Genomic DNA, 21,975 nt, shown 5'->3' on the forward strand with positions numbered 1-21,975 from the left:
CGGCCGGACGGGGGTGAACGAGACCAGGACTGAGACCACCCCTGGGATCGCCGAAGTGGTCGCAGAGTCAGCCGGGTGTCGGCGCGGTGCGTCGGGCCACGATGGCGAGGCGGGTGGCGGCTTCGGCGAGGTCGGCGGGTTCGGCTGCGGCGGCGAAGCCGAGGCGGAGGTGGGCGGCGGGCGGCTCGGCCGGGAAGTACTGGTGGCCGAGGTTGACGGTGACCCGATGTGCCCGGGCCGTGTCCGTGACGGCCGCCTCCGTGAGACCGGGGGGAAGCCGCAGCCAGAGATGCAGGCCGCCCTGCGGGACGTGAGCGATCGTCCAATCGGGGAGTTCGCGGACCAGGGCGTCGGCCAGGACGGTGCAGCGGTGGCGCAGGGCGGTGGCCAGGTTGCGCAGGTGGCGGTCCCAGGCGGGGGTGCTGAGCAGTTCGACCGCGGCTTCCTGGAGGGGGCGGGCGATGAAGAAGTCGTCGACCCGTCGCATGCCGAGCAGGCGCTGCATGACCAGGCCCCGGGCGATGACGGCGCCGATCCGCAGGCTGGGCGAAGCGGGTTTGGTCAGCGAGGTGAGGTGGATGACCGTGCCGTCGCGGTCGTCGGCGACCAGCGGGCGCGGTACCGGGCGGCCGTGGCCGAGATGGCGGGCGAAGTCGTCCTCGATCACGAAGGCTCCGGCAGCATGCGCGACATCGACGATCTGTCGGCGTCGTTCGGGGGAGAGGACGGTGCCGGTGGGGTTGTGGAAGGTGGGCTGACAGTAGAGCAGCCGGGCGCCGGTCGTGGCGAAGGCGTCGGCGAGCAGGTCGGGGCGCAGGCCCTGGTCGTCGATCGGTACGGGCACCGGTCGGAGTCCGGCGGAGCGCGCGGCGGCGAGCGCGCCGGGGTAGGTGGGCGATTCGACCAGGACCGGGTTGCCGGGCGCCGCGATGGCGCGGAACAGCATGGACAGCGCCCCCTGTCCGCCGCCGGTCACCAGGACGTCCTCGGGGCTCACGTCGCCGCCCACTTGTCGGGCGAAGATCGCGCGCAGTGTCGACAGGCCGGCCGCCGGGGCGCGGTGCCAGGCGTCCGGGCGGCGGGCGGCCCGGGCGAGGGCACCGCTGAGCAGCCGGGTGGGCTGGAGGTTCTCGTGCAGGTAGCCGCCGGACAGCGCGATGGTGCCGACCGCCGGTGTGCCGGACTGCTCGGCGGGGGGTTCCGGGAGGGGCTGGCGGCCGGCCAGGGCGACCGCCTGCCAGGAGGTGTCCGGCTCGGCACCGGCGCCCGCCGGCGGCCGCCGGGCGGCGACGTAGGTCCCGCTCCCCGGTCGAGTGACGACCGCCCCCTCGGCGGCGAGGAGTGCGATGGCCCGGGAGACGGTGACCGGCCCGACTCCGTGACGTGCGATCAGATCGCGGCTGCTGGGCAGGCGATCGGCCGGAGCGAGCCGGGCGATCTCGCTCCGGAGGATCGCCACCAGAGCCTCGGTACTGCTACCGTCATACATGAAGAATGAGAATAGCGCTTTCAGCCGCAGTGCGGAACCGCTCCTGGACCTCACCGCCCTCCGGGCCGACACCCCCGGCTGTGAGGCGGTGATCCACTTCAACAACGCCGGCGCCGGACTGATGCCGCGTCCGGTGCTCCAGGTGATGCTCGACCACCTCCAACTGGAGGCGGCCATCGGCGGGTACGAGGCATCCTCCGCCCGCGCCGCCGAGATCGACGACTTCCACGCCTCGCTCGCCGAACTCCTCGGCACCCGCCCGGACAACATCGCCTTCGCCGCGAGCGCAACCCACGCCTACACCAAGGCCCTCTCCGCGATCGACTTCCGCGCCGGAGACGTCATCCTCACCACCCGCAACGACTTCATCTCCAACCAGATCGCCTTCCTCTCCCTGCGCAAACGCCACGGCGTCCGGATCGTGCATGCCCCGGACCACCCGGACGGCAGCGGCGTCGACGTCGACGCCATGGCCGCGCTGATGCGCGCCCACCGCCCGCGCCTGGTCGCCGTCACGCACGTGCCCACCAACTCCGGCCTGGTGCAGCCGGTCGCCGAGATCGGCAGACACTGCCGCGAGCTCGATCTGCTGTACCTGGTCGACGCCTGCCAGTCGGTCGGCCAGTACCCCGTCGACGTCCAGGAGATCGGCTGCGACCTGCTCACCGCCACCTGCCGCAAGTTCCTGCGCGGGCCGCGCGGTTCGGGCTTCCTCTACGTCTCCGACCGGGCGCTCGCCGCCGGGTACGAGCCGCTGCACATCGACATGCACGGCGCGCGCTGGGTCGCCCCCGGCTACTACCGTCCGGTCGCCACCGCGGCCCGGTTCGAGGAGTGGGAGTTCCCGTACGCCACCGTGCTCGGCTGCGCCGCCGCCGTCCGCTACGCGCTGCGGGTGGGCCTCGAACCGATCGCCCGGCGCACCCCGGCCCTGGCCGGACAGCTGCGCGAGCAACTCGCCGCCATACCCGGCCTCCGGACGCTGGACCGGGGGCCGGCCCCGGCCGCGCTGGTCACGTTCGCGATCGAGGGGTGGGAGGCCGAGCCGTTCAAGGCGGCGATGGACGCGCGCGGCATCAACTCAGCGCTCAGCTACCGGGAGTTCGCCCAGTACGACTTCGCCGACAAGGACGTGGAGTGGTGCCTGCGCCTGTCGCCGCACTACTACAACACCGAGGACGAGGTCGATGCGGTGGCCGGTGCGGTCGCCGAACTGGCGAGGAGCACCCGGTGACGCAAACCTCGACCGCACCTGACGCCACGGTCGCACCGCACCAAAGCCTCTGGCACAACGGCGACTTCCTCCGGTTCTGGTTGGGCGAGACGCTCTCCCTGCTCGGCACCCAGGTGACCAACCTCGCGCTCCCGCTGACCGCCATCGGCGCGTTCGGCGCGAGCGACGAACAGGTCGGGGTGCTGCGCTTCCTGCAACTCGTCCCGTACCTCGGACTCGCCCTGGTGATCGGTGTCTGGGCGGACCGGCATCGGCGGCGGCCGGTCATGCTCGGTGCGAACCTGGTCCGGCTGCTCCTGCTCGGCCTGATACCGGTGCTGTACTGGTGCCACGCGCTCAACCTGCCCGTGCTGATGGTGATTGCCTGCGCGGCCGGCATCGCATCGGTGGTGTTCGACGTGAGCTGGATGTCGTACGTGCCGGTGCTGGTGAAGAGCCCCGAGCACTACGTCGAGGCCAGCGCCAAGATGGGCGCCAGCTCCTCCGCAGCCGACGTGGCCGGACCGGGACTGGCCGGGGTCCTGGTGTCCGCGCTCAGCGCCCCGGTGGCCCTGGTCGTCGACGCCTGCTCCTACGCGGTGTCCGTCGTCTCACTCCTGCTCATCAGCACACCTGAGCCGCGCCCCGAACCGGGCGTCGAGCGACACCTGTGGCGCGAACTCAAGGACGGCCTCGGCTGGGTCCTGCACGACGGAGTGCTGCGGGCCCTCGCGCTGATCGGATGCTGCTGCAACTTCTCGATGGTCACGGTGTGGACGATGTTCCTTCTCTACGGCACCCACGACCTCCACCTCGGCTCGACGACCCTCGGCGCCGTCTTCGCGACCGCCTCCGTCGGCGGCCTGATCGGCGCGCTGATCTCGCGGAAGGTCATCGCTCGGTTCCCGCTCGGCCGGGTCTACCTGGTCGCCCAGTCCGCCCTCCTGCTCGGCCCGTCCCTGATCCCCGCCGCCGCAGGGCCACGACCGGTGATGATCGGGATGTTCGTCCTCTCCTTCTTCACCACCTACCTGGGCCTCGGAGTGGCCGGGGTCGTCATCGTCAGCCTCCGCCAGGCCGCGACGCCGCAATCGATGATGGGCAGGATGACCGCAGCGTTCCGCACACTGTTGTTCGGCGGCGGCGCCCTGGGCGGTCTCTCCGCCGGCCTGCTCACCGGCCAACTCGGCGCCCGAGCGGCCCTGACCGTGGCCGCCGCCGGCTCCGCCACTGTCGTCATCGGCTTGGTGCTCTCCCCGGTCAGCCGCCTCAAGGCCTTGCCGTCCGCACCGAAACAGATGGCAGCGGCCCGCTGACCGAACGACGAAGGCCCGGACCGTTGAACGGTCCGGGCCTTCTGCCGGCGGAGGATACGAGATTCGAACTCGTGAGGGTCTTATCCCAACACGCTTTCCAATTCTCCCGAACGGTGTTCGCCGGAGTTCACACTCGTCCTGACCTGCAGCGAAGTGTCTGGTTGAGCGCCAGTTGAACGCGGCCGTACGGGGGTGAATGAGACCAGAACTGAGACCAGGGCCGTGCGGTCTCCGCAGCGCATCGGGGTCGGGCCCACAGTCTGCAGGGCTGATTTCTCGGCGGCGTCGCCCCACGGGGAGGGGTGTGACCGGGGGCGGAACGCGTCGCCGTCGGGCGTAATGGAAGGACCGGCCCGGTGAACCGCACCGGGGTGCCGGGGTTGATCACGCCCGTGCCGACTCGTACGGGACAGGAAGGATCCGGCGGTGGGCAGGGACGGCGAGCGGCAGCTGGACCGGTCGGAGGGGTTCGGCGAACACCTGCTGGGCGCGCTGCTCGACCAGTCCCACGAGCTTCCGCCCCAGCTGATCGCTCCGTTGGTCGCCGACGCGGTGCGTGGGTTCGGCGGCCGTGACCTGGTGCTCCTGCTGCAGGACTACGGGCAGTTGGTGCTGGTGCCGCTGTCCGGCCAGGGGCCGGCTGCCGGGGAGCCGGTGCCGATCGACGGCTCGTCCGCAGGTGCCGCTTTTCTGCGTGGTGTCTCCGTCGAGGTGCCGCAGGGCGACGGGGTGCGGGTGTACCTGCCGTTGCTGGACGGCGGGGACGAGGTGGGAGTGCTGGCACTCACCCTGGACGACGTCGATGGCGACGACCGGCGGATCCTGCGGCGCTTCGCCTCCCTGGTCGCGGATCTGCTGGTCACCAAGAGCGGATACACCGACCGGATCTTCCAGGCTCGGCGCCTCCAGCCGATGAGCGTCGCCGCGGAGATCCAGTGGTCACTCCTGCCGCCGCTGTCGATGACCGTCCCCCGGGTCGCGGTGGCGGGCATTCTCGAACCCGCCTACCAGGTGGCCGGCGACAGCTTCGACTACGCGCTGAACGACGATCTTCTGCACGTGGCCACGATCGACGCCATGGGCCACGGGCTGGACGCCGCTGCCATGGCGACCGTGGCCATCGGCGCGTACCGGCACGCCAGGCGAGCCGACATCGGACTGGCCGAGATCTACGCGTTCATGGACCGGGCCATCGCGGAGCAGTTCGGGCCGGACCACTTCGTCACCGCGCAGATGATGCGCCTGAACACCGTCAGCGGCCACCTGCAGTGGGTCAACGCCGGCCATCCCCAGCCGCTGCTGATCCGCGACCACGTCGTCGTCGAGCGGCTGGAGAGCGTCACCACTCTGCCGGTCGGGTTCGGTGGCGAGGAGCCGGTGATCAGCGAGCGGGTGCTGCGGCACGGTGACCGGGTCCTGTGCTTCACCGACGGCCTGGTCGAGGAGCGCGAGGCCGGCGGGGAACAGTTCGGGGAGGAACAGCTCATCGACTGGGTCAACCGTGTCGAGCGTTCGCAGGAGGGGGTGCGGGCCGTGGTACGGGCGCTCTCCCACGTGCTGAAGGAGAAGCGGGGCGGGCACACGAGCGACGATGCCACCCTGTTCCTGATCGAGTGGCGCTGAGAGCGGCACCCCGCCGCGGCTCTCCCGGCCGGGTCGGCCAGGAGCGGGCGGAGTACCGTGGGATATCGGAGCGGCCCGAGGTGTCGCTCCCCGCGAGGCCCGGCCCGCACCCGGCGTGCCCGGTCTCCCAGGGCGGACGGGTGGCGAGCTATGTCGGACGAAGCCAGTGCTTCCCGCTACGGGTTTCTGCCGGAGCGGTTCCGGCAGGCCGCGAAACCGGGGACTGTAGCGTTGCGCCTGGAGACCACCCGGTCACGCGAAGGCGTGCTCGACGGTGCGTGGTGGCCGCGTTCACGGGACATCAGCACCGAACTTCCCGACCTGGTCCACGCGTTGACCGGGCATCTCGGCCCCATCGTGAGCGTCGGTCTGGACGCGGGCGCCTGGGACGACGTCCCGGCCAGCCTGATGGTCGACGGCCGGTCGGTGCACATCGACCGCTACCCGGTCGGTGACGACACGGTGATCATCACACGGGGCGACCGTGACCACTTCAGCCTGCTCGTCGTCCCCCCGCACGCGAGCCAGGAGGCGGCCCTGGCCTCCATGGCACGTGCGGTCAGGGCCGGTGGCAGCGACTCGGCACGGCAGATCCTCATCGACACCGGCGTCAGCTCAGGCCCCCCGGCCGAAACGTCCTGACGGGCAGGCTCGTGAAGCGGTCACGCCGGTCAGGCAGGAAAGGCGGGACGTGCAGATGTCCGTCTACGTGAAACTCTCGGCCGAGGCCCGGTCGCCGGCGGAGCCGTCGAGTGGGCCGCTGGACCTGCAGTACGAGGATGGCGCGGACGGCGTCACCTTCGAGTACGACCTGCACCCAACCGGGGCGCTTCGTGTCCTGCGGGTCTTCGAGGACACCCCGCACCGGATCGAGGCGTGCTTCAGCCCCGGAGCTTGGCTCCAGGTCGCAGGCACCTACCTGCGAAGCGGCTCCGAGTACTGACGGCGATCGCCGGGGGCGCGGGAGCGCGGGGAAGCGAAAGATCGGGAGGCGGCGTCACCGGTGATCGGCGTCACCAGTGGTCGGTCGGAGGCCTGTCGGAGCGCCTGGGCGAGGACGATGGCCCGCCCCACCGGGCGGAGCCCCAGGCCGAGACCGAGGGGTCGCGTACCGGCCAGACGATCCCCCGCCGGTCGGGCACCTTCGCGGACGGCTCGTCGGCGAGCAGTTCGCTCGCGGTCCTGGTGTTCGCGGGATCGGCGGCCTCGGCCATCAGCCGGGCGGCTGCGGCGGCTCCCGTCCGCGGCGGGACGACCAGTAGGGTCAGCCAGTGGGGAAGGTGCGAGCGGACCGAGATCGTGTGCCGGTCCTGCACGGCGGTGAACCAGCCCACGTGGACGGTGTGGCCCGCGACCGGGATCCGTCGGGGGACGGTCAACCACTGGGCGGGGTTCACGGTGATTCTGGCGACCCGACCCCACCGCGTGTCCAGTTCGGCGGCCAGGGCGGGGAGTTCGAGAGGAAGGTCGTTCGATCGGGGCCACCAGGCCCCGTCCAGCCGTCCGGCTCGCGTGCCGTCCGGTGCCAGGGAGAACCGCAGGGCGGGCTCGGGAGTCGCAAGCGTCGCGCCGTCGATCACAGTCATGACCAAGGACCCATCTCCGAACCTGGCCGGTGCCAAGTCCGGGATTGCCGTTCGCCGGAGACGACGCCAGTGTCCGGTGCCGGCATGCGGGGTGCCTTCGGTGATGTCCAGGCTACTCCCGGTCCGGCCCGGACCCGGTACGGTACTCAGCGGTTCACGGACCGGCCCCCGCGCCGGAACCGGACGGCGGAGATTATCAGCGCGACGATCAGTACGGCGATGCCGATGAACAGCAGGTACTTCAGGCCCTCGGCGACGACACCGACCAGTCCGAGCACGATCGCCACGATGACGAGCAACAGCACCAGTGCCATTGTCGGCCTCCTTCATGGTCCAGAGGGCTCCTAGCGGCGGGCCAGGCGGCGCTCCCCGCCCGTGCCTGGGGCTTTGTCCAGTCCGTAGTGGGCGAAGACCGCTGCCTCGTCCTCGGCGGGGAGTTCGCCGTCGGTGTCGATGGCCGGAGCGTGTTTCACCTGGTTCTTGGGCAGGGGGACCTTCAGGTACCCGGGACCTACCGTCGCGTCGGACAGCGGGACGAACACCAGATGGCGGCGGGTGGGCAGGCCGACCGTGGCCATCGCGAATGACGGCTGATCGGTCGCGGTGTCCACGTAGACGGCCTCCAGCGTGCCGATCTTGTGCCCGTCGGCGTCGACCACGTCGTGGCCGCGCCACTCCCGGATGTCCCCTGCCTCGAACATCGGCCACCTCCTCCGCTCCTGGTTCCATCGTGGCACCGGAGCCGCCGGCCGACCTCCCCGGTCGCCCTCCGCCCGCCCGCCTCGTACGGTCGTGTCAGGGCAGGAGCGTGGTCACAGGAGGGCACGATGCGGCGTTACCGGTGGATTCTGGAGATCCAGGGCGACGACGGCCGCTGGTCCCGGCAGGACGACACGACGATGCCGAATCCGCTGGAGTACGACGGTCCGCCGCAGCGGGCGGCCAACCACCTCCGGGACGTGTTCGTCCGCACCCTGTCCCGGCCCGCGCCGGGCCCCAGGGCGGTCAGGGTCCGACTCTGGGAAGGGACCGGTGCCGACGGCGAACCCCAGGCCGAGACCGAGTGGTCACGCGAGTGAGACAGTCCGGCCCCGGCCCGGGCGGCTCCCGCCGACCCCCTACGCGGATGCCGGCCAGGAGGCGGCCCGGCTCCGGGCGAGATCGGCTCGCCGGTCGGCCTCGCCAAGCCCGGTGGAGGGTGTGACGGCCGACGGCAGGAAATCGGAACCGACGTCCGGCCCGGTCGCACCGGTGCTCGGCTCCGCGGCGAGCAGCTCGCTCGCGGTCCTGGTGTTCGCGGGATCGGCGGCCTCGGCCATCAGCCGGGCGGCCTCGACGGCATCCGTCTGGGGCGGGACCAACAGCAGGCTCAGCCGGCGGGGGGCATAGGAACAGACCATGATCATGTGCTGGTCCTGTTCGATGGTGAACCAGCCCGCGTGGACGGTGTGACCCGCGACCGGGATCCGCCGGGGGATGACGGGCCACTGCGCGGGGTTCACGGTGATCCGGGTGATCCGGCCCCACCGCTCGTCGATCTCGGCGGCCAGGGCGGGGAGTTCGAGAAGAAGATCGCGCGAGCGCGGCCACCAGGCTCCGTCCAGACGGCCCGGCCGCACGCCACTGGGGGTAAGGGAGAGCCGTGCCGGGGAATCCGTGGCGGCGGGCGTCGTCGCACGATCGAGGGTCGTCGTCATGATCAAAGACCTGTCCCCGGGCCCGGCCGAGAGGCCGGGTCCGGCATTGTCGTTCGCCGCAGACGACGCCAATATCCGGTACCGGCATGCGAAGTGCCTTCGGTGATCTCCAGGCTACTCCCGGTTCGACCGAGACCCGCACGGTCGCGGTGGCCGATCTGGCGCCCGGCACATCGGGCGGACACCCCGAAGCGGCGAATTTGTCGATCCGACGTACCCGTGGCTCAGGACCTCGCGTCGGCCCTCGTTGTCGACGCCGACGACGAGGCAGTGGACGTTGACGACCCGGCCGCCCTCGCGGATCTTCTGGCCTTGGCGCCGGTACTGTCGCGTTCTCCTGCGGACCTCCCACCGGTCCGGTGGGCCGCCGCAATCGCAACCACGGAACGGCGAAGGCCCCGACCGCTGAGCGATCGGGGCCTTCGTGAAAGCGGAGGATACGAGATTCGAACTCGTGAGGGGTTGCCCCCAACACGCTTTCCAAGCGTGCGGGCATCGGCCGGGGCATCCCATACGGAGCCTTGGAACAGTGCGGGTTGCCACTACTCACCCGGCGCACCACTATGCCCGCGGTCGTGGGCTGATGGTGCCTTCCCGGGCCCGGCGCCGCGACCGCACGGCGCCGGGGCCCATCCTTGTTTCTCTTCGATTCTCTGGGGGCCGCCCCTCCCCCCTCCCCCTCCCGCCCCCTCCCCCGCCCTCGTCAATCCGCGCTCTAGCCGAGACCGTGTTGCAGCGGCAACCCCGGCTCACCCGAGAGGCTTACGGCGTACCGGAGTTGGACCGCATCGGGTGGTGCGCGGTGACCGGCCGCAGGAACGGTTCGTTGGTCGGTGCGGCACATCGCACCACCGATCCGAAGAGGTCCCTGTCATGTCCGAACCCTCTGCCACGCCGCCGTTCCCGAGCAGCCCGACCGGCTCGGCCACCGGCGACTCGGCCGGACCCGCGACCCCCAAGACCCTGCTTGAGCAGATGCAGGAACTGCTCGCCTCGGTGACCGCGGACCTCGCCGCGCTCCAGTCCAACACCCAGGACGTCGGCCCGGCCGCCGCCTACCCGGCCGACACCGACACCTCCGACGCTCCGGCCGCGCCGGGCACCCGGTAGTCCGGCGCCCACTCCTTCCCCCTCGACCCGCCCGCGCCCGGCGGGTCGAGCCGGACCACCAGCAACGGCGCTCCGTGACCGGCCCGTTCGGACTCCGCCCCGCCACCCCGGTCGGCCTCCTCGCGCAGCCGCGCGGTCACGTCCCGGCATTCCGACACCGCGTCGACGCCGTCGATGCACGTCCAGTAGAGGCTCTCGGTATCGGCTCCGCAGGCCAACACCACGAGCGTCTCCCCGACCTCCCCCAACAGTTCCTCCAATGCCTCCAACACCGGCGCCAGCTCGCCGAGTTCGGCGAACGGACCGGCCCGCCCCGCGCGCACCGGGGCATCGGTGGCGACGGACCTGCCCAGGCAGACCGTCGCGTGCGCCCCCGCCTCGGAGAGCTGCCGGCCGAGCCCCGTCAGGTCGTCGTCCTCGGACTCCGCCAGCCGCGCGCCCACCGCCTCGGTGAGCAGCGCGGCCTGCCGCGCCTCGGCCAGCACATCCGGTACGTGCCTGGCCTCGGCCAGGGCATGCCGGGCCGTCTTGATCAGTCGCAGCGCCTCCATGGCCCCCGCTCCTTCCGCTCCTCGTCGCCGTCGACCGGACTCGCCGCCGGGGCGGTCGAGTGGTCACGGGGAGAGCGTGCGGGGAGGGTGGGGTGGGCTGCATCCGCCATGTCGAAAGCTGTGGAAAACCCGGGGGTGTGGATAACTTCCGTCCCTCACAAGGGTGATCAGTCCACGTCCGGGTTGACGTCGGCCGCTGTACCCGGCACCGGGAAGCGGTGCTCGTTGCGCTCGATCTTGGCGGCAAGCGCCTCCAGCGGGTCCACCCCGACCGCCGTGCAGAACTGCAGCAGGTACGCCAGCACGTCCGCGACCTCGTCGCGCACCCGGTGGGCCCGCTCCGGATCCGACATCACCGCGGCCGCCTGCTCGGGTGTGAGCCACTGGAAGATCTCCAGCAGCTCCCCGGCCTCCACGCTCAGCGCCGCCGCCAGGTTCTTCGGCGTGTGGTACGGCTCCCACCGCCGGGCAGCCGCGAACTCCACCAGCCGCTGCCGCAGCTCCTCCAGGGTCGGCTTCCCCGCCCCCGTCACTCGCTCGCTCGTCACTCGCTCGTTCACGCCCCCAGGTCTACCGCATCCGCTCCCCCGGCCACCGCCCAGGCTCCCCCACCGTCGGCAACCGACGAGCCCCCGGCGGCCGGCGGGTCCCCGGCAACCGCCGGGCCCTCCTCCCCGCGCCCGCACTGGACCGGCACCCGGGCCGCCTCCGGCCGCAGCACCGTCAGCCCCGTCGCCGGATCCCGCCGACACTCCACCAGCGCCACCTCCCCCGACCGCCCGTCGCCCGACCGCGCGTCCCCCGCCCCGAACGCCTCCCGCGCCGCCCCCGGCTCCTGCAGCGCGGCCACCACCCGCAGCTGGTTGCGCCCCGCCATGTCCCGCGCGAGCCGCAGCAGCGAGGCGGTCTGTTCGGTGGCGAGCCCGGCCCCGAGGTCCTCGGCGAGCACGGTGAGCTGCCGGTGCGCCCACGGCACCTCGGCGGCCACGTCGAGGTCGAGCACCCCCGCCCCGGTCAGCAGCACCGCCGCGAAGGCGAGGTGGCGCAGCATGCCGTCGGAGGCCTGGTCGGCCCCGGTGCGCCCCAGCACGCCCTCGTCGAAGACGGCGAGCACCCGCCGCCCCGTCCCGCTCTCCCGCTCGGCGAGGGTGAGTCCGAGCAGCGGGTGCGGCGCGGCCGCCTGGACGGCTCGCAGCAGTTGTCCGTACCGGCGCGGGCATTCGTGGGCGAGCCGGTTGATCACGGCGGAGATGTTGGCGGCGTTGCTGCGCAGCCGGGCCCGTGGGTCGGCCTTGGCCCAGCCGCGCATCAGCGCCGGGACGGGGTGCAGCGGGAAGACCTCGCGCAGCGCGGTGAGCAGGTCCTCGGTGGCGGCCAGGACGAGCCGCTCGCCGGTGGAGGAGCCGGCGACCCGCAGCGGCAGCTGGGCGGTGATCATGGTGCCGCTGGGGAAGGGCGCCCGGATGTCCCCCTGTCGGGTGTCGTTGTGCCAGCACACGTTGACGCGCCCGTTCCGTACGTCCTGTTCGCCGGTGTCCACCAGGGTGCGGCCGTCGAGGCTGAGCGACTCCCGGGCGATGCGGACCGTCCCGTCGGTGCGGATCACCAGGTCGAGCCGGATCCGGCCGCGAGGCGAGCGGACGGTGCAGCCGAGGATGACGGTGTCCCGTCCATGCGGCACGCAGCCGGCCAGGCCGCCGCGCACGGGGGTGGCGAGCGGGCCGGTGCGGTCGGGCAATCCGTCCAGGGAGCCGGCGATCTCCTCGCCGAGGGCGAGCCGGGACAGTACGGCCAGCGCGTCGAGGGCGTTGGACTTGCCCACCCCGGCCGGCCCGTGCAGCACGGTGAGCGGCGCGAGCGGCAGGGCGGCCCGCCGGTAGGACTTGAAGGCGGTGAGCCGCAGCTCCTCGACGGTGGGGCGTGGCACGGGCGCCCGGTCGGGCTCCGGGGCGCCCGGGCGCAGTTGGGCCGGCCCGGTGGGGGCGGCGGCGTCGCGGTTCACCCGTCGGACGTTAGCCGCAGCCCGGCCGGGCGAAACGTGCCTGCACGGCAGATTCATCCCAACGTGGTGGACCTGCCGCACACCGCTGACCTACGCACTCCGCCGCCCTACGGCCTCCGGTACGCGGCCACCGTCACCGAGGCGGTCACCTCGACCGGCTCCGGCAGGTCCGCGAGGGCGGACGCGAGCCGGTCGGGGTCGGTGTGCCAGGCGCTCGGCCCCATGCCGACGACGGTCCGGACGTCCTGCGCGGAGAGCCGCAGGGTGAACTCGACGGAGCGCCGGTCGACCGGCGTCAGGTACGGGCCGAGCTTCTCGTCGATCCGGCGCTGCTTCTCCTCGTCCACCGACAGCAGGCCGAGGGCGGCGACGAGTTCGCGCAGGTGGCGGGCGGTGGGCGAGACCAGCAGCAGGGTGCCGCCGGGGCGCAGCACCCGGCGGATCTCGGGGCCGTTGCGCGGGGCGAAGACGTTGAGCATCAGGTCGGCGGAGGCCTCGCGCAGCGGCAGCGGGCGCCAGGCGTCGCAGACCACGGCGCCGATCCGGGGGTGGGCCTTGGCGGCGCGGCGCAGCGCGTACTTGGAGATGTCGAGGGCGGCGCCGACCCGGCCGGGCAGGGCGTCCAGGACGTGCGCCAGGTAGTGGCCGGTGCCGGCGCCGAGGTCCGCGACCAGGCCGTCCGGCCCGTCCGACCCGCCCGGGCCGTCCGTTCCGCCGACGGTCTCGGCCGCCTCGGCGAGGGCGTCGGCGATCGGCCGGTAGTGGCCGGCGGTGAGGAAGTCGGAGCGGGCGGCGACCATCTCGGCGGTGTCGCCGGTGCCGGTGTGGGCGTCGCCGGCGAGGAGGCTGACGTAGCCCTGCTTGGCGAGGTCGAAGCTGTGCCCGGCGGGGCAGCGCAGGCTGCGCTCGTGCCGGGTGAGGTCCTGCGCGCAGTGGGGGCAGGCCAGGTAGGGCTCGATGTCCTGCAGCAACGTTCCGTCTTCTCTCGCCGTTCGGCCCCGACCGGCCGGGGCGCCAGCCAGCCTAACCACCCGCGCCCGCCGACGGCCTCCCCAGCCGCCCCGGCGCCGAGCCGCACCCACACCCGCGCCCGCACCGCACCCCGCCCGGCCCCGTCCCACCCCGCACCGCCCTACGCCGACCCCGCAGAGCGCCCCCGCTCCCCCGCCACCCGCAGCGCGAGTCCGGCGAGCGCCTCGGGCGCACCGGGCCGCCCGCGCACCCCGGGGAAGGCGTTGACGTCCACGATCACCGGTTCGGCAGCCCCGTCCAACAGGTCGACCCCGTAGACCTCCAGCCCGAACACCTCCCCCACCCGCAGCGCGAGCGCGGCCCGCCGCTCGGACGGCTCCCACTCCCCCGCTGCCCCCGACTCGACGTCCGCAGTGGAGAGTTCGGAACGCCGCCGGGCCGCGAACACCCGCCCGTCGACCACCCACAGCTTCTGGTCCCAGCCGTTGCCCGGGAGGTACGGCTGGGTGATGACCTCCTCCCGCGGCCAGCGTTCGGCGAGTTCCCGCAGCCGGGCCGGACGGTCGACCAGCGCGACCAGGTCGTGCCGCCGACTGTGCCGACTCTTCACCACGAACGGGTAGGCCGGAGAGCCGAGTTCGGCCAGCGGCCCGGCCGCGACCGTGGCCGCGAAGGGCAGTCCGGCGCCCCGGGCGAGCTCCGCCATCCGCACCCGGTCCTGGCAAAGCTCCGTCGCCGCGGCCGAGTTGACCACGACCGCCCCGCGCCGCTCCAACTCCCGTGCCAGCGCGAGATTCTGCGGAGTACGCGCCTTGAGCAGGTAGACATCGGCCGGCTCACCGGCGACGGCACCCCCGGGAGGGACGGCCTCCACCCGGCATCCCCGCCGCACCAGCAGCTCGGCCGCGGCCGCGAGCACCGGGTGCCCGGGGTCTCCCGTGATCAGCCCGACCCTCACCGCAACCCACCATCCACCAGGCCGAGCCGGTCGTACTCGTCGTCGCCGCCGTCCACCAGGCCGAGCCGGTCGTACTCGTCGTCGCCGCCGGCCGCCACCAGTGCGGGCACCGACACCGCCGTGCCGCTGCGGGCGAGCCGCAGCACCGCCCGGGCGACCTTCGCCACCGCGTCCGGCACCTGCCGGAAGCTCGGGAAGTCGTTGACGTCCACCACCACCGGCCCGTCCGGCCCGAGCAGCACGTCGACCCCGTACAGGTCCAGCCCGAACACCTCTCCCACCTGCGCCGCGATCCGCGCGACGCTCCCCGGCAGCGGCACCGGCCGCTCGCGCACGCCCTGCCCGGGGTGCAGCGGGGACTCCCGTTCGGTCGCGAAGAGCTCCCCGTCGACGCAGTACACCTTGAGGTCCGTCCCGCCGTTGGGCACGTACGGCTGCGCGATCAGCAGTCCCTCGCCGGCGAGTTCGGGTCCGAGTCCGATCAGGTCGTCGGGCCCGGCCACCAGCCGCACGCCGCGTCCGGAGCTGCCGTCCGCCGGTTTGACGACCAGTGGGTACTCGGCGGCCGGGATCTCGGCGAGGCGTTCCCAGCGGGCGGCGGCGTAGGTGACCGGGACGGGCAGGCCGCGGGTGCGGGCGATCACCGAGGCCAGCGCCTTGTCCCGGACACCGCGGATGGAGCGGACGTCGTTGACGGTGGTGAGGCCCACGGCGGCGGCGGCCTCCAGCAGGGTGAGTCCGGGGCCGCCGGAGACGGTCTTGAGCACCCAGGCGTCGTGGCTGCCGGCCCGCACCGCCTCGGAGATCGCCATCAGCGAGTCGCCGGGGCGCAGCACGTCCACCCGGTGCCCCCACGCGGTGAGTTGACGCGCCACGTCCAGCGGCATGCCGTCCCGCCGGTAGTGCTCCTCCACCAGAAAGCAGAGCCTCATGGGCCTGACTTCCCCCTTGCCTCGCCGAGTGCGGACGTCCGCCGTCCCCCTCGGCAGAGCTGTGAAGGCCTCAGCATGCCCGGCGTATACGCACAAGATCGCCGCGAGCCGGTAAGCGTTCGGCAACAATCGAACGCCGACGGCCGGGCGGACGTCATGACACCGGCGACCGGACCGCCCTCGCGACACGGGCAGCCGGGCGCCCGCTCGGTGCCCGGACGGGCGCCCGCGCAAAAGCGGTGGCGCCCCACCGGCTCCGCTGCTTGGATGCACGCCGTGACTTCAGCTGATCATGCTCCGGACCGATCCGTGCTCACCGGGATCGAGCGCTACTACGACGCCGTGCCGCGCAGCGCCGCCACCGCCGAGGACTTCGGCCCGCTGACCCTGTTCGTCCGCAGCGGCAGCACCGGCTGGCACTACTACGCCCGCCCCACCCCCGGCCATGACGGACCGGCCGCCACCGCCGAGGATGTCCGCCGGGTGCTGGAGCGGCAGCGGGAGCTGGGCGTGCCGGAGGCCTTCGAGTGGGTGGCGGAGCAGAACCCGGAGCTGCGCGCGGCGGTGGAGGCGGCCGGCCTGACGGTGCACGAGCACCCGCTGCTGGTGCTCGGCCCGCAGGACGAGGCGGCCCCGGCGCCGGCCCTCCCGGAGCGGGTGGAGGTCCGGGTGCTGACCGCGGACGCCCCCGAGCTGGCCGACGCGGTCGCCGTCCCGCACGTGGCCTTCGGCAACCCGGGAACCGCCACCGGCAGCGCCGGAGCAGCCGAACTGGCCGCCAGCAAAGCCGAGTTGACGGCAGGTGGCGGGGTGGCCCGGATCGCCCGGCGGATCACCGACGGCGTCTCCGCGCTGGCCGCCGCGCTGGACGGCGACGAGGTGCTGTGCGCGGGCCAGCACAACCCGGTGGGCGCGGTCACCGAGGTGGTCGGCGTCGGGACGCTGCCCTGCGCCCGGCGGCGCGGGCTGGGCCTGGCGGTCACCGCGGCCCTGGTGGCGCACGCCCGCGCCAACGGCGTACGGACGGTGTTCCTGTCCGCCGCCGACGAGGACGTCGCCCGGATCTACCGCCGGGCCGGCTTCCGCCCGTTCGCGACGGCCCTCATCGCGGAGCCCCCCACCCCGGGCGCCACTCCGGACACCGCCCCGGACGCCGCCCCGAACGCCGCCGCAAGCGCCGACGCGAGCCCCGAGGACCCGAACGCCGAAGCGTAGGACCGGGGCCCCCGAAGCGTAGGACCGGCTCCGGAGCGCAGAACCGGCTCCCGGACGAGGACGGCGCTCAGTCGTCGTCCTCGTCCTCGTCCTCCGCCCCGGTGACACCCTCCCCCTCGGCCTCGTCGACCACCCAGGCCGCCAGCCGCTCGGCGACCCCGGACACCCCCAGCCTCCCCTCCCGGATGGCCCGGGAGAGGCTGCGCACCTCGCGGGCGGTGGTGGCGACGGTGCAGCCGCTGGCGACGAGGTAGGCGTAGGCGACGGCGGTCGCGAAGAGTTCGTTGGTCTTCTCCAGGGCGGGCACCCGGATGAGCTGGTGCATCAGCGCGGCCGCGCGGTCCTGGGGTTCGGGGTAGACGGAGATGTCGAAGATCTCGGCCTGGTGCCGGGTGACGGCCGCGAGCAGCGAACCGTAGTCGGTGACCTGCGGGTCACCGGGCGTGTACTGCTCGGCGGTCATGAGCAGCCACGAGAGGTCGACCTCCAGCTTCAACGGCGCACGTCCTGGAGCTCGCCCGACTCCCCGAACTCGGCGAGGAACGCGCTCTCGTACTCCTTCATGAACTGCGCGGCGGCGTCGATGAAGGCCCGTCCCGATTCACCCATGTCCTGCTGGACCAGGCGTTCGATGTACTGGTTCATGCTGATCCCCTGTTGTTCCGCCCGTTCCCGGGCCATCTCCGCGGTCGTGGCGTCCACTCGGACGTTCAGCTGCTTCTTGCCCATACCGTTCAAGCTAGCGCCGAAGCGCTAGCACAACAAGGGCGCACGCACATCGCCCGCACACCTGCCGCACGCCCCCACGCAACCTCTCCGTCACCGACCACGTCCCCGACCGCGTCACCGACCCCGTCCCCGGCCACGTCCCCGAGCCCGTCACCGACCCCGTCCCACCATCGCCCCACCTCCGCGCAGCCCCTGACCCGACCTACCCTGAACCCATCCGGACCTACCCTGAACTCGACCGGACCTGACTTGAAGAGTCCCTAACCATCCGGGAATCTGAACTCTCCTGAGCGTTCCCCGAGCGGCACCGACCGGTTTTTGTGGAGGCCGGCAATGACAGCCATGTTCGACCAGGAGCTGCGAGAGCAGCTCGCCCAGGCCCGACGGGACCTCGCGGCGGCCCGGGCCGAAGGAGACGCCGACGGCGTCCAGGCGTACGAGGGCCGGGTCGCCTCGCTGCTGAGGCTCGCCGCCCAGCACGGCATCGACCTTCCGCACAGCGCCGACGAGGAGGAGCACAACGGGTAGCCACCGCACCCCGCGAGAAACGCCGAGGAGGCGGCACCCCGTCGTGAACGGGGGCCGCCTCCTCGGCGTCGTCGCGGGTCAGTTCCCGGCGGGCTCCAGGATCGCCACGCACTCGAAGTGGTGGGTCATCGGGAACAGGTCGAAGGCCCGCAGCGAGACCGGCCGGTAGCCGCCCTCGGCGAAGAACTTCAGGTCTCGGGCGAGCGCCGCCGGGTCGCAGGCCACGTACGCGATCCGGCGCGCCTCCAGGCCGACCAGGTGGGCGACGGTCTCGCGCCCGGCGCCCGAGCGGGGCGGGTCCAGGACGATCAGGTCGGTGGCGGTGATTCCGGTGCGCGGCAGCAGCGTCTCGACCCGGTCGCACTCGATCCGCACGTTGTCCAGCGCGGCCAGGTTGTGCCGGGCGTCGACCACGGCCTGCTTGGCGGACTCGATGCCGAGCACCGCGCCGTCCTCGCCGACCCGGTCGGCGAGCGCGCCGGCGAACAGGCCGACCCCGCAGTACAGGTCGAGCGCGTTCTCGCCCCACTGCGGGTCGAGGCCGTCCAGCACCGCGTCGACCAGGGTGTCCGGCGCCTCCGGGTGGATCTGCCAGAAGCCGCCGTTGCTGACCCGCCAGGTCCGCCCGGCCGCCCGCTCGCGCACGAAGCCGCGCCCGTGCACCTTGTGCACGTCGCCCTGGTCGTCCACCCGCGCGATCGACACCGGCTTGTCCAGCTCGACCAGCGGCAGCTGGGCGCCGTCGCGCGGGGTCAGGACGACCTGGCGGTCCGAGGAGCCGCTCGCGGCGACCGCCTCGACGCTCGCCACGCCCGGCCAGTCGCGGGACTCGATGCCCAGCTCGGTGACGCCCTCGGCGGCGATCAGGCAGCGGTCGATCACCTGCACGTCGTGCGAGCGGTGCTTGCGCAGCCCGACCTTCCCGCTCTCCGCGTCCACCGTGTACTGCACCCGGGTGCGCCAGGCCGGCACCTGCCCGGCCGGCAGCTTGCCGCCGACCGGCTCGACGCTGCCGTCCCAGCCCGCCTCGGCCGGGGTCAGCCCGGCCAGCTTCGCCAGCTGCTCGGTCAGCACCGCCCCCTTGAGCTTGCGCTGCCCGCCCGGGGTGACGTGCTGCCAGTCGCAGCCACCGCACTTGCCCGGCCCGGCGAACGGGCAGGGCGCCTCGATCCGGTCCTTGGCGGGCTCCAGCACCTCCACCGCGTCCGCGCGCAGGAAGCGCGAGGTGGTGGTGCCCTCGGTCACCAGCGCGACCACCTTCTCGCCGGGCAGCGCGTGCCGGACGAACAGCACCCGGCCCTCGTGCCGGGCCACGCAGTGCCCGCCGCCGTGCGCGACCGGGCCGATCTCGACCTCGTAGCGCTCCCCGACCAGCGGGTCCCCGGACGGCGTCTCCGGCCGCGACGCCCGCACGGCCTGGCCGCGCAGCGCCTTCGGCGGCCGCACCGCCTGCTTGCGCGGCGTCTTCCGGCCAGCCGAGTCGGCCCCCTTGCCGTCCCGGGCGGGCTTCCCGTCCCGGGCGGGCTTCTCACTGCGAACGGCCTTCTCGCCCCGGGCCGGCTTCCCGTCCCGAACGGCCTTGCCGTCCCGAACGGCCTTGCCGTCCCGAGCGGGCTTCTCCACCGGAGCCTCCGGACGGACCTCCGCCGGCACGACCGGCGCCGTGCGCGCGGTCAGTCCTTCACGGTCGGTGGCCTCCGGCCGGTGCGGCTTGCCCCAGCGCGGCCGGGACACCTGCCCGGGCTGGGAACCGCCCCGACGGGCGCCCTTGCCCTTGCCGGAGGCGCCGGAGGAGCCCGAGGAGCGGGGCGGAGTGTTGCGCGTCACTGGGAGGATCCCTTGCTGCGGTCGGAGGTGGCACCGGTGGTCGAACCGGCACGGTCGGAATCCTTCGACTTTACGGCCTTCGGCGCCCGCGGCTCGCCACGGCGGACGGATCCCGGCGCCGACCAGGCCTTCTGTGGCCTGCGCCGTTCCGAGGACTCCAGCTGCCAGGGCACCGAGGTGACCATCACACCGGGCTTGAACAGCAGCCGCCCCTTGAGCCGCAGCGCGCTCTGGTTGTGCAGCAGGTGCTCGTACCAGTGGCCGACCACGTACTCGGGGATGTAGACGGCGACCGCGTCACGCGGGCTGCTGCGCCGCAGGTTCTTCACGTAGTCCAGGACCGGCCCGGTGATCTCGCGGTACGGCGAGTCCAGCACCTTGAGCGGCACCTCGATGCCGCGCTCGTCCCACTCCCGCCGCAGCGCCGCGGTGTCGGCCGGGTCGACGTTGACGGTGATCGCCTCCAGGGTCTGGGCGTGGGCCAGCCTGGCGTAGGCGAGGGCGCGCAGCGCCGGCTTGTGCAGCTTGGAGACCAGCACGATGGCGTGCACCCGGGTCGGCAGCACCACGTCGTCCGGTTCCTCGGCGGCGGTGAGCTCCGCGGAGACCCGGTCGTAGTGACGGCGGATGCCCTTCATCATCACGAACAGCACGACCATCGCGGCTATCGCGATCCAGGCGTGGCCGATCTTGGTGACCAGGACGACGATCAGCACGGCCATGGTCATCACCAGGCCGAAGCCGTTGATCGCCCGGCTGCGCTGCATGTGGCGCCGCTTCGCCGGGTCGGTCTCGGTGCGCAGCAGCCGGGTCCAGTGCCGGATCATGCCGGACTGGCTCATGTTGAAGGAGACGAAGACGCCGACGATGTAGAGCTGGATCAGCCGGTTGGGGTCCGCGTCGAAGGCGATGACCAGCAGGATGGCGGCGATCGCCAGCAGGATGATGCCGTTGGAGAAGGCCAGCCGGTCGCCGCGGGTGTGCAGCTGGCGGGGCAGGTAGCGGTCCTGGGCGAGGATCGAGCCGAGCACCGGGAAGCCGTTGAAGGCGGTGTTGGCGGCGAGCACCAGGATCAGGCCGGTGACGGCGGCGACGAAGTAGAAGCCGGGCGTGAAGTTGCTGAAGACGGCCTCGCTGATCTGGGCCAGCGCGGTCTTCTGGTGGTAGCCGGAGCCGGAGCCGACGAGCTGCTCGGCCGGGTTCTCGGCCATCTGCACGCCGGTCAGCCGGGCCAGCCAGATGATGCCCATGAACATCACCACGGCGACGCTCGCCATCATCAGCAGCGTGGTGGCCGCGTTCTTGCTCTTCGGCTTGCGGAAGGCGGGCACGCCGTTGGAGATCGCCTCCACGCCGGTGAGCGCGGCGCAGCCGGAGGAGAAGGACTTCAGCAGCAGGAACACCATCGCGAAACCGGACAGCGATTCGTTGCCGGGGGTGGCGGCGAGGTGGAAGCCGGAGCTCTCGGCGGGCATGGACTGCCCGAGCACGAAGTGCCGGAGGACTCCGTAGCCGACCATCCCGATCACGCCGATCATGAAGGCGTAGGTGGGGACGGCGAAGGCGCTGCCGGATTCGCGCACTCCGCGCAGGTTCATGCCCATCAGCACCACGACCACGACCACCGAGACGATCGTCTCGTGGCCGCGCAGCGCCGGGACGGCGGAGACCACGTTGGCCACGCCCGAGGTGGTGGAGACGGCGACGGTCAGCACGTAGTCGACCATCAGGGCCGCGGCGACCACCAGCCCGGCGGCCGGACCGTGGTTGACGGTCGCCACCTCGTAGTCACCGCCGCCGCTGGGGTAGGCGTGCACGTTCTGCCGGTAGGAGGCGACGACGGCGAGCATCACGATCGCCACCACGACGCCGATCTGCCAGGAGAAGTGGATCGCCGAGACTCCCGCGACGGAGAGCGTGAGCAGGATCTCCTCGGGGGCGTACGCGACCGAGGAGAGCGCGTCCGAGGCGAAGACCGGCAGCGCGATCCGCTTGGGAAGAAGGGTCTCTCCGAGCTTGTCGCTGCGCAGGGCGCGGCCGATCAGGAGGCGTTTCGGAAGGTCAGTCGGCATAGGCACGTTAAGGAATCGTAGGGGTTTCCCGGCTGGGCTTGCGCCGTTTATCCCCCCCTTCGTCGCGACTGTGTTCGGTGGACCGGCTAGCGTGTCGGATACGAGTCGGTGGGCAACACTCTGGTTGTCGAGCGGAGTCCGGCCGATGCCCCACG

At 72.6% G+C, this 21,975-nt stretch carries 24 protein-coding genes and 1 tRNA gene; 9 read left to right on the top strand and 16 right to left on the bottom strand.

All coding sequences use genetic code 11. The features are described 5' to 3' along the window. Nucleotides 1-67 precede the first annotated feature (67 nt). Nucleotides 68-1,489: an aminotransferase-like domain-containing protein gene (locus ACZ3YL_RS09475; protein WP_465656421.1), complete on the bottom strand. Its 1,422-nt coding sequence runs from the start codon at nt 1,487-1,489 to the stop codon at nt 68-70. On the opposite strand from ACZ3YL_RS09475, the gene ACZ3YL_RS09480 reads away from it, so the two are divergent. The 5 genes from ACZ3YL_RS09480 to ACZ3YL_RS09500 all read left to right on the top strand — a co-directional run bounded on the left by ACZ3YL_RS09480 (nt 1,488) and on the right by ACZ3YL_RS09500 (nt 6,584). Beyond that, nucleotides 1,488-2,723: an aminotransferase class V-fold PLP-dependent enzyme gene (locus ACZ3YL_RS09480; protein WP_465656423.1), complete on the top strand. Its 1,236-nt coding sequence runs from the start codon at nt 1,488-1,490 to the stop codon at nt 2,721-2,723. The two genes, ACZ3YL_RS09475 and ACZ3YL_RS09480, sit on opposite strands and share 2 nt — an antisense overlap. After that, nucleotides 2,720-4,018, top strand: a complete 1,299-nt coding sequence (locus tag ACZ3YL_RS09485) for an MFS transporter (RefSeq protein WP_188305358.1) — start codon at nt 2,720-2,722, stop codon at nt 4,016-4,018. The genes ACZ3YL_RS09480 and ACZ3YL_RS09485 overlap by 4 nt, the downstream gene beginning before the upstream one ends. 426 nt (nt 4,019-4,444) lie before the next feature. After that, nucleotides 4,445-5,641: a PP2C family protein-serine/threonine phosphatase gene (locus ACZ3YL_RS09490; protein ID WP_465656425.1), complete on the top strand. Its 1,197-nt coding sequence runs from the start codon at nt 4,445-4,447 to the stop codon at nt 5,639-5,641. Between the two features lie 150 nt (nt 5,642-5,791). Then, entirely contained in the window at nt 5,792-6,283 is a 492-nt protein-coding gene (locus ACZ3YL_RS09495) for a DUF5994 family protein (protein ID WP_465656427.1), read from the top strand. A gap of 55 nt (nt 6,284-6,338) precedes the next feature. After that, complete coding sequence (locus ACZ3YL_RS09500) at nt 6,339-6,584, top strand: hypothetical protein (protein ID WP_465656428.1); 246 nt, start codon at nt 6,339-6,341, stop codon at nt 6,582-6,584. Between the two features lie 70 nt (nt 6,585-6,654). On the opposite strand, the gene ACZ3YL_RS09505 is transcribed toward ACZ3YL_RS09500, so the two are convergent. From ACZ3YL_RS09505 to ACZ3YL_RS09515, 3 genes are all read right to left on the bottom strand, one after another. Next, on the bottom strand, nt 6,655-7,227 hold the full coding sequence (locus ACZ3YL_RS09505; protein ID WP_465656430.1) for a DUF5994 family protein: 573 nt from the start codon (nt 7,225-7,227) through the stop codon (nt 6,655-6,657). Nucleotides 7,228-7,373: 146 nt separating this feature from the next. Further along, nucleotides 7,374-7,541: a hypothetical protein gene (locus ACZ3YL_RS09510; RefSeq protein WP_465656431.1), complete on the bottom strand. Its 168-nt coding sequence runs from the start codon at nt 7,539-7,541 to the stop codon at nt 7,374-7,376. A gap of 30 nt (nt 7,542-7,571) precedes the next feature. Beyond that, a complete protein-coding gene (locus ACZ3YL_RS09515) occupies nt 7,572-7,928 on the bottom strand; it encodes a PRC-barrel domain-containing protein (RefSeq protein WP_465656432.1) in 357 nt (118 codons plus the stop codon). Nucleotides 7,929-8,054: 126 nt separating this feature from the next. On the opposite strand from ACZ3YL_RS09515, the gene ACZ3YL_RS09520 reads away from it, so the two are divergent. Next, nucleotides 8,055-8,306, top strand: coding sequence for a hypothetical protein (locus ACZ3YL_RS09520; RefSeq protein ID WP_465656433.1), 252 nt, complete (start codon nt 8,055-8,057; stop codon nt 8,304-8,306). Between the two features lie 39 nt (nt 8,307-8,345). Here ACZ3YL_RS09520 and ACZ3YL_RS09525 read toward each other — a convergent pair whose 3' ends face one another. Together ACZ3YL_RS09525 and ACZ3YL_RS09530 are read right to left on the bottom strand one after the other, a co-directional pair. After that, nucleotides 8,346-8,924, bottom strand: a complete 579-nt coding sequence (locus ACZ3YL_RS09525; protein WP_465656435.1) for a DUF5994 family protein — start codon at nt 8,922-8,924, stop codon at nt 8,346-8,348. Between the two features lie 431 nt (nt 8,925-9,355). Further along, nucleotides 9,356-9,476, bottom strand: a tRNA-Ser gene (locus tag ACZ3YL_RS09530). Nucleotides 9,477-9,797: 321 nt separating this feature from the next. Here ACZ3YL_RS09530 and ACZ3YL_RS09535 point away from each other — a divergent pair. Continuing rightward, complete coding sequence (locus ACZ3YL_RS09535) at nt 9,798-10,034, top strand: hypothetical protein (protein ID WP_465656437.1); 237 nt, start codon at nt 9,798-9,800, stop codon at nt 10,032-10,034. Here the strand turns inward: ACZ3YL_RS09535 and ACZ3YL_RS09540 are convergent. From ACZ3YL_RS09540 to ACZ3YL_RS09565, 6 genes are all read right to left on the bottom strand, one after another. Continuing rightward, nucleotides 9,980-10,585, bottom strand: coding sequence for a DUF6099 family protein (locus ACZ3YL_RS09540; protein ID WP_465656439.1), 606 nt, complete (start codon nt 10,583-10,585; stop codon nt 9,980-9,982). The two genes, ACZ3YL_RS09535 and ACZ3YL_RS09540, sit on opposite strands and share 55 nt — an antisense overlap. Before the next feature lie 167 nt (nt 10,586-10,752). Continuing rightward, nucleotides 10,753-11,145, bottom strand: coding sequence for a nucleotide pyrophosphohydrolase (locus ACZ3YL_RS09545; protein ID WP_465656440.1), 393 nt, complete (start codon nt 11,143-11,145; stop codon nt 10,753-10,755). After that, entirely contained in the window at nt 11,142-12,587 is a 1,446-nt protein-coding gene (locus ACZ3YL_RS09550; RefSeq protein WP_465656442.1) for an AAA family ATPase, read from the bottom strand. Before ACZ3YL_RS09550 ends, ACZ3YL_RS09545 begins: the two co-directional genes overlap by 4 nt. 107 nt (nt 12,588-12,694) lie before the next feature. Next, nucleotides 12,695-13,558, bottom strand: a complete 864-nt coding sequence (locus tag ACZ3YL_RS09555) for a putative RNA methyltransferase (RefSeq protein ID WP_188305354.1) — start codon at nt 13,556-13,558, stop codon at nt 12,695-12,697. Nucleotides 13,559-13,719: 161 nt separating this feature from the next. Continuing rightward, nucleotides 13,720-14,517: an ATP-grasp domain-containing protein gene (locus ACZ3YL_RS09560; protein WP_465656444.1), complete on the bottom strand. Its 798-nt coding sequence runs from the start codon at nt 14,515-14,517 to the stop codon at nt 13,720-13,722. Beyond that, nucleotides 14,514-15,449, bottom strand: a complete 936-nt coding sequence (locus ACZ3YL_RS09565; RefSeq protein ID WP_465656446.1) for an ATP-grasp domain-containing protein — start codon at nt 15,447-15,449, stop codon at nt 14,514-14,516. Before ACZ3YL_RS09565 ends, ACZ3YL_RS09560 begins: the two co-directional genes overlap by 4 nt. A 267-nt stretch (nt 15,450-15,716) precedes the next feature. Between ACZ3YL_RS09565 and ACZ3YL_RS09570 the strand changes: the two genes are divergently transcribed. Continuing rightward, nucleotides 15,717-16,664: a GNAT family N-acetyltransferase gene (locus tag ACZ3YL_RS09570; RefSeq protein ID WP_465656448.1), complete on the top strand. Its 948-nt coding sequence runs from the start codon at nt 15,717-15,719 to the stop codon at nt 16,662-16,664. 67 nt (nt 16,665-16,731) lie between these two features. Here the strand turns inward: ACZ3YL_RS09570 and ACZ3YL_RS09575 are convergent, their stop codons facing one another. Both ACZ3YL_RS09575 and ACZ3YL_RS09580 read right to left on the bottom strand, forming a co-directional pair. Next, entirely contained in the window at nt 16,732-17,160 is a 429-nt protein-coding gene (locus ACZ3YL_RS09575; protein WP_188305350.1) for a fic family toxin-antitoxin system, toxin component, read from the bottom strand. Then, nucleotides 17,157-17,393 carry a toxin-antitoxin system HicB family antitoxin gene (locus ACZ3YL_RS09580; protein WP_188305349.1) on the bottom strand — a complete coding sequence of 79 codons (237 nt, stop codon included), beginning with the start codon at nt 17,391-17,393 and terminating at the stop codon, nt 17,157-17,159. The genes ACZ3YL_RS09575 and ACZ3YL_RS09580 overlap by 4 nt, the downstream gene beginning before the upstream one ends. Before the next feature lie 333 nt (nt 17,394-17,726). Between ACZ3YL_RS09580 and ACZ3YL_RS09585 the strand changes: the two genes are divergently transcribed. Then, entirely contained in the window at nt 17,727-17,921 is a 195-nt protein-coding gene (locus tag ACZ3YL_RS09585) for a hypothetical protein (RefSeq protein ID WP_188305348.1), read from the top strand. 78 nt (nt 17,922-17,999) lie between these two features. Here ACZ3YL_RS09585 and ACZ3YL_RS09590 read toward each other — a convergent pair whose 3' ends face one another. Together ACZ3YL_RS09590 and ACZ3YL_RS09595 are read right to left on the bottom strand one after the other, a co-directional pair. Further along, nucleotides 18,000-19,334, bottom strand: coding sequence for a class I SAM-dependent RNA methyltransferase (locus ACZ3YL_RS09590; RefSeq protein ID WP_188305392.1), 1,335 nt, complete (start codon nt 19,332-19,334; stop codon nt 18,000-18,002). A gap of 410 nt (nt 19,335-19,744) precedes the next feature. Then, on the bottom strand, nt 19,745-21,826 hold the full coding sequence (locus ACZ3YL_RS09595) for an APC family permease (RefSeq protein WP_188305347.1): 2,082 nt from the start codon (nt 21,824-21,826) through the stop codon (nt 19,745-19,747). Nucleotides 21,827-21,975 lie beyond the last annotated feature (149 nt).

The sequence above is a fragment of the Kitasatospora sp. NPDC023176 genome, from assembly GCF_055560495.1.

Bases quoted from the DNA above. Each gene is read 5' to 3' on its own strand.
- ACZ3YL_RS09480 (WP_465656423.1), top strand. From the start codon at position 1,488: ATGAAGAATGAGAATAGCGCTTTCAGCCGCAGTGCGGAACCGCTCCTG.
- ACZ3YL_RS09475 (WP_465656421.1), bottom strand. From the start codon at position 1,489: ATGTATGACGGTAGCAGTACCGAGGCTCTGGTGGCGATCCTCCGGAGC.
- ACZ3YL_RS09495 (WP_465656427.1), top strand. From the start codon at position 5,792: ATGTCGGACGAAGCCAGTGCTTCCCGCTACGGGTTTCTGCCGGAGCGG.
- ACZ3YL_RS09500 (WP_465656428.1), top strand. From the start codon at position 6,339: ATGTCCGTCTACGTGAAACTCTCGGCCGAGGCCCGGTCGCCGGCGGAG.
- ACZ3YL_RS09505 (WP_465656430.1), bottom strand. From the start codon at position 7,227: ATGACTGTGATCGACGGCGCGACGCTTGCGACTCCCGAGCCCGCCCTG.
- ACZ3YL_RS09510 (WP_465656431.1), bottom strand. From the start codon at position 7,541: ATGGCACTGGTGCTGTTGCTCGTCATCGTGGCGATCGTGCTCGGACTG.
- ACZ3YL_RS09515 (WP_465656432.1), bottom strand. From the start codon at position 7,928: ATGTTCGAGGCAGGGGACATCCGGGAGTGGCGCGGCCACGACGTGGTC.
- ACZ3YL_RS09520 (WP_465656433.1), top strand. From the start codon at position 8,055: ATGCGGCGTTACCGGTGGATTCTGGAGATCCAGGGCGACGACGGCCGC.
- ACZ3YL_RS09525 (WP_465656435.1), bottom strand. From the start codon at position 8,924: ATGACGACGACCCTCGATCGTGCGACGACGCCCGCCGCCACGGATTCC.
- ACZ3YL_RS09535 (WP_465656437.1), top strand. From the start codon at position 9,798: ATGTCCGAACCCTCTGCCACGCCGCCGTTCCCGAGCAGCCCGACCGGC.
- ACZ3YL_RS09540 (WP_465656439.1), bottom strand. From the start codon at position 10,585: ATGGAGGCGCTGCGACTGATCAAGACGGCCCGGCATGCCCTGGCCGAG.
- ACZ3YL_RS09565 (WP_465656446.1), bottom strand. From the start codon at position 15,449: ATGAGGCTCTGCTTTCTGGTGGAGGAGCACTACCGGCGGGACGGCATG.
- ACZ3YL_RS09570 (WP_465656448.1), top strand. From the start codon at position 15,717: ATGCACGCCGTGACTTCAGCTGATCATGCTCCGGACCGATCCGTGCTC.
- ACZ3YL_RS09580 (WP_188305349.1), bottom strand. From the start codon at position 17,393: ATGGGCAAGAAGCAGCTGAACGTCCGAGTGGACGCCACGACCGCGGAG.
- ACZ3YL_RS09585 (WP_188305348.1), top strand. From the start codon at position 17,727: ATGACAGCCATGTTCGACCAGGAGCTGCGAGAGCAGCTCGCCCAGGCC.